This window comes from Frankia sp. CoBUL1, assembly GCF_978021245.1.
The window spans coordinates 1-5,629 of the sequence record NZ_CDXDOS010000222.1; the positions used below are offsets into that span (position 1 = coordinate 1).

Genomic DNA, 5,629 nt, shown 5'->3' on the forward strand with positions numbered 1-5,629 from the left:
TTGTGAACAGGGAGTTACCCTGTTCGCCGACGGCCCGCTCGCCATTGCGAGTTCCCGCCCATTGCGTGTCCCCGCGGCCGCGGAACACCTCGTGAACCGTCCGGCGTATAGCGTCGAAGGCGCCGGACCCGACGGGTCCAGGCAGATCGGCCGGGTTCCGCCGGCCGCGGCCCCGCGCACAGCCTGCGCACGGGGCCGGTGCAGGGAAGGATCGCGATGTTCTCGTTCGGGATACTGCCGGCCCTGGCGGGGCTCATGGCGGCGGCAATCGCCGCCGGGCTGTGGTGGTCGGCGGACTGGTGGGGGGCCGCCGCCGTGTCCGGCGCCCTGCTCGCCCTGGCCGTCCACGACGTCACGCAACGCCGGCACGCAATCCTGCGGAACTACCCGGTGTTCGGCCACCTCCGCTTCATGCTGGAGTCCATCCGGCCGGAGATCCAGCAGTACTTCATCGAACGCAACTACGACGGCCGCCCGTTCGACCGCGACATCCGGACGAGCATCTACGAACACGCGAAGGGCATCCACAGCGACCAGGCGTTCGGCACCGAGCGCGATGTCAACGCGGTCGGCTACGAGTACCTGCTGCATTCGACGGTGCCACTGGCGGTTGCGCCAGGCACCCCGCCGCCCCGGGTGCGCATCGGCGGCCCGGACTGCACCCAGCCGTATGACATGGCGCTGCTAAACATCTCGGCGATGAGCTTCGGAGCGTTATCGGGCAACGCCGTGCTCGCGATGAACCGCGACGCGGCGGCGGGCGGTTTCGCCCATGACACCGGGGAGGGCGGTCTCACCGAGCATCACCTGCGCTACCACGCCGACCTCGTCTGGGAGATCGGCAGCGGCTACTTCGGTGCTCGCACGGCGGACGGCGACTTCGACCCGGCGCTGTTCAAGGACAAGGCGGCTCTTCCGTCGGTCCGGATGGTCGAGCTGAAGCTGAGCCAGGGCGCCAAGCCCGGCCTCGGCGGCATCCTGCCCGCGGCGAAGGTCAGCGCCGAGATCGCGCGGGCCCGCGGTGTCCCGGCCGGGGTGACCTGTGTCAGCCCGCCGGGACACCGGGTCTTCTCGACTCCGCGGGAACTGGTGCTGTTCATCGCCCGGATGCGGGAGCTCGCGGGCGGCAAGCCCACGGGATTCAAACTGTGTATGGGGCCCCGGCGGGAATTGCTCGCGATCTGCCGGGCGATGCTGGCCGAGGGGATCACCCCCGACTTCGTCGTCGTCGACGGAGGTGAGGGCGGCACCGGCGCCGCGCCGCTGGAGTACGAGGACCACGTCGGTACTCCGCTCACCGAGGGCCTGATGACGGTGCACAACGCACTCGTCGGCGTCGGCCTGCGAGACCAGGTCCGGATCGGGGTGAGCGGCAAGATCGCCACCGGGGTGGACATCGTCAAACGGCTCGCCCAGGGCGCCGACTACACCAACGCGGCCCGCGCGATGATGATGGCGGTCGGCTGCATCCAAGCGCAACGCTGTCACACCAACACCTGCCCGGTCGGGGTGGCCACCCAGGATCCGCGCCGCGCCCGCGCGGTGGACGTCGCGGACAAGGGCGAGCGGGTGCGCCGCTACCAGCAGGCCACGGTGGCCCAGGCGGTACAGATGATCGCCTCGCTGGGCTGCGCCGGCTGCATCCGGGGATGCTGATGCGCCGGGTCACCCACACCGACACCCGCAGCTACGCCGAGCTGTACGAGTGGCTCGAACCCGGGGAACTGCTCGCCGAGCCGCCGGCGGACTGGGCCGCGGCCGACCCGGACCGCTTTCGCCCCTGATCCAGGGGTACCACGACGCTCTTCGGGAAAAGCTCGTGCGGGAAATGGCCGCGCGCTTCTCATCCAGACAGGAAGGAGCGGAGGATGCCAGCAGTCACGCCATGTCTGTGGTTCGACACTCAGGGCGAGGAGGCGGCCAGATTCTACACGTCGATCTTCCCGAACTCGCGGATCGTCGACATCACCCGCTACGGCCCGGCCGGGCCCCGTCCCGAGGGTACGGTCATGACCGTCCGGTTTGAGCTGGATGGCCAGGAGTACGTCGCGCTGAACGGCGGACCCGAGTTCACCTTCTCGGAGGGGATCTCGCTGCAGGTCGACTGCGGTTCCCAGGCCGAGATCGACGAGTACTGGGACCGGCTGACCGACGGTGGCGAGGCAGGACCGTGTGGGTGGCTCAAGGACCGGTACGGGCTGTCCTGGCAGATCGTGCCCACGGCCCTGCCTGAGCTCCTTGACGATCCCACCCGGGCCGGTCCCAGCGGGCGATGCAGGCGATGCTGAAGATGTCGAAGCTCGACATCGAGGAGTTGCGCCGGGCCGCCGACGAGGCGTGAGGCCCGGCGACGGACGCAACGGTCGCCGCGCTCAGGGCACGGTCGCCACGCTCAGGGCACGCTGGCGAGACGACGCCGGGCGGCCAAGGCCACGGCGATGCCGCAGGTCAGGGCGACGAGCAGGACGATCGGCCCCTGCCGGACGAACCAGGGAGCGACCTGCGGGTGATCGACGAACAACAGCTCGCAGTGCGGCAGGGCCAGGAACGAGCCGACCACGGTGACCGCCCCGAGCACCCGTCGCGGCGCCTGCCCGGTCAGGCCGAGGAGCACGGCGCCCCAGGTGAGATACCAGGGATAGAGGACGGGTCCGAGCAGGGCCAGGCTGAGTAGTGCCAGCCCGGCGGTGGCATGCGGTTCGCGGTCGCGGACGGTCGCCAGCAGCCAGACGAAGATCCCGGCGGCGACGGCCGCGCCTGCGGCCCGGGTGGGTCCCACCAGATCCTCGAAGCGCATCGCCGATCCGGCCATCCTCGCCAGGGCGGACAGAAGATCGGCGAGGCAGGTGGTCGGGGCGTAGAGGGTCAGTCCGGCGGCCGGTGTCCGCGCGGCGCGCAGCCATCCGAAGCCGTCGGGTACCAGACTCGAGAGCACCACGACGGCGCTCGCCACGACGGCGAGGTCCCGCCCAGCGACGGCGGCGGCGCGACGGAGCCGGGCCGCACGCCGACCCGATCCGACCGAGGCCGCGGTCGCGGGCGAGGCGGTAGCGGCACTCACCGCCGCGACCGACCGCCAGACCAGCACCACCACGACGACCAGGGCCGCGGGCCACTTCACCAGCGCGGCCGCGGTGATGAGGACGAGACCGAGCACCGGCCTGCCGCGGTACACCGCCGTCAGGCCGCTGGCGAGCAGCGCCAGCAGGATGGCCTCAAGATGGATCGCGCCGACGAGCTGCAGCAGCACGATCGGACTACCCGCGCAGAACGCCAGCGCCCAGGGCCGTCGCGCCGCGGAGGACACCCGCACCACGCACACCGCCATCACGACGACGCTCGCCCCCGCGACGATCCGGTGCAGCAGGACCGCGCGCAGGACGTCACCGCCCGCAAGCGCGGTCACCAGCCGGAAGTAGCCGAGGGCGACCGGCCCGTAGGGCGACAGCGATGATCTCCAGATCGGATCGACGGCTAGCAGGATGGGACGGGCGCCGAGCGCGGTGGGCCCGGCGGCGTAGGGGTCGAGCCCGGCGGCGAGCATCGTCCCCTGCGCGGTGTAGCAGTAGACGTCGAGGCTGAGGATCGGCGGGCCGAGCAGCACCGGAACGGCCCAGAAGCCGATGACGAGGCCTATCCGCGGGACCGACAGGTCGCCGTGGTGCGCGCGCTGGCACAACCGGAACCATGCGCCGACGAGCAACGCCACCCCGATGATCATAAAAGCGGGTAGCGGAGAGGGGCGGTCGAACGGCACCGGGTCGAGCAGCCCGAACCAGCGTGACGGGGTCACGACTCCGGGCTGCAGGGCCAGTCGCCCCGCTACCAGCACCACCAGCACCGATCCGGCGGTCCCACATCCCGCGAGCAGGACGACGCCTCCGTCGAGGCGTCCGCCGACGCCCCTACCGGGGCGCGACGAACAGCGTCGAGCAGGATTGCCCGGTCGGGCGGTTCCGTGCGGCGCGGCGCACTCTATCTCGTCCATTCCGGTACAAAGCCTGACGTTTCTACATCGCCAACAGGCGGCGCGCCCGGGAGCACCCGGTGAACAATACCTGTCCTGTATGGATGTCGGAGCCCACGGGCGCCGGCCCGGCCCGCGGTGTCCTGCCTCGGCGCCGGGCGGCTACCGGCGGATGGCGGCGGATGGCGGCGGGATGAACGGCGGATGGTGACTGCCGGGCTCCCTGCTGGCGGACCGCCTCGGGGTGCTATGCCGAACGCATGCGGCAAGCGAGAACCATGGTCCCGGCAACCGTTACCACCTGCCCCAACGGGGAGACGGCAGGCCCGGGACCGCTGCCGGTCGCCTCGGCGCGACCGACCGCGCCCGTCGTGACCACGGGCGTCGTCGCCGCGCTGGTGGTGCTCGCGGTGATGATCGCACCACAGCCGCAGACCGACTTCGCTGTCTACCGGCTGGGGGGGCAGGCCGTCTGGGACGGGTCCGCCCTTTACCAGGTGCGTACGGCGGCCGGCCTGCCCTTCACCTACCCGCCGATCGCGGCGCTGCTGTTCACGCCGTTCGCCGCCATCCCCCTGGGGGTGGCTGAGGTCGTCTGGGCCGCGCTGACCGTCGCGGCACTCATCCTGCTGCTGTCCAGGCTGCGAGCCTGGCTCATCCCGCCGACCGACACCGCGCGGGCCGCCGGGGTCGGGCGGGCGCTGGGCTCGCGCTGGGCGCCGCCGCTGCTGCTGGTGGCGGCGCTCGCGACGGAACCGGTTCGCAGCACCATCATCTTCGGGCAGGTCAACATCCTGCTGATGCTGGCGGTCTGGCTCGATGCCGGGCCCGGACGGCGGTCCACACCGTTCGCCCGACTGCCACCCGGTGCTCTCACAGGTCTCGCCGCAGCGGTGAAACTGACTCCGTTGATCTTCGTGGCCTACCTGTGGCTGGCCGGCCGGCGCCGGGTGGCGATCGCAGCGGTGGGGACGTTTCTCGCGGCCCATGCCGTGGCGTTCGCGCTGGCACCCGCGGCGTCCCGCGCCTACTGGGGCGGGGTGTTCGCGGATCCGGGCCGGATCGGCTCGGTCACGTACGCCGGCAACCAGTCGCTGTCCGGCGCGATGACCCGGATCTGGGGAGACGGCGCGTCGGTCGTCCAGATCCACCGGCTGGTGGTGGCCGCGGTCGCCGTCGCCGGGCTGGTGCTCGCGGTGCGGCTGCACCGGCGCGGGGAGCCCGTCGCGGGCCTGCTCGCCTGTGCGGTCACCGGACTGCTGGTCTCGCCGATCTCGTGGAGTCACCACTGGGTGTGGGCGGTGCCGACGCTGCTCTGGCTCGCCACCCACGCCACCGACAGCACCGACAGCACCGACAGCACCGACAGCACCGACAGCACCGACAGCACCGACAGCACCGACAGCCGAGCCTCACGCCGGTACGTCGGAGCGGCGCTCGCCGGCTACGTGTTGTTCGTGGCCTCCCCCGTCTGGTGGATCACGCCACACGACCAGAACTGGCCGCACCGCCGCGACCCGACCATCCTCCTCACGAACGCCTACGTGATCGCCGGTGTCGTACTCCTGGTCACCCTGGCGCGCGTCGCAGGCCGCCGGGACCTGTACCGCCCATCACGGAGAATGCGACATCCGGACCTGGTGCGCCGGGGCGTCAGGGGCT

3 protein-coding genes and 1 pseudogene are annotated in these 5,629 nt (G+C 71.5%); 3 read left to right on the forward strand and 1 reads right to left on the reverse strand.

Annotated features, from left to right (window positions below):
• Positions 1-216 precede the first annotated feature (216 nt).
• Positions 217-1,784, forward strand: a pseudogene (locus AC08OX_RS14200) (FMN-binding glutamate synthase family protein).
• An 84-nt stretch (positions 1,785-1,868) separates the two neighbouring features.
• Entirely contained in the window at positions 1,869-2,288 is a 420-nt protein-coding gene (locus AC08OX_RS14205) for a VOC family protein (RefSeq protein ID WP_476608264.1), read from the forward strand.
• Positions 2,289-2,392: 104 nt separating this feature from the next.
• Here the strand turns inward: AC08OX_RS14205 and mptB are convergent, their stop codons facing one another.
• On the reverse strand, positions 2,393-3,835 hold the full coding sequence (mptB, locus tag AC08OX_RS14210) for a polyprenol phosphomannose-dependent alpha 1,6 mannosyltransferase MptB (protein WP_476608265.1): 1,443 nt from the start codon (positions 3,833-3,835) through the stop codon (positions 2,393-2,395).
• Between the two features lie 503 nt (positions 3,836-4,338).
• On the opposite strand from mptB, the gene AC08OX_RS14215 reads away from it, so the two are divergent.
• A partial coding sequence (locus AC08OX_RS14215) for a glycosyltransferase 87 family protein (protein ID WP_476608266.1) occupies positions 4,339-5,629 on the forward strand: 1,291 nt, incomplete at its 3' end.

What these genes read in the sequence shown, in the direction of transcription:
- AC08OX_RS14205 (WP_476608264.1), top strand. Translation starts at nt 1,869, where the DNA reads ATGCCAGCAGTCACGCCATGTCTGTGGTTCGACACTCAGGGCGAGGAG.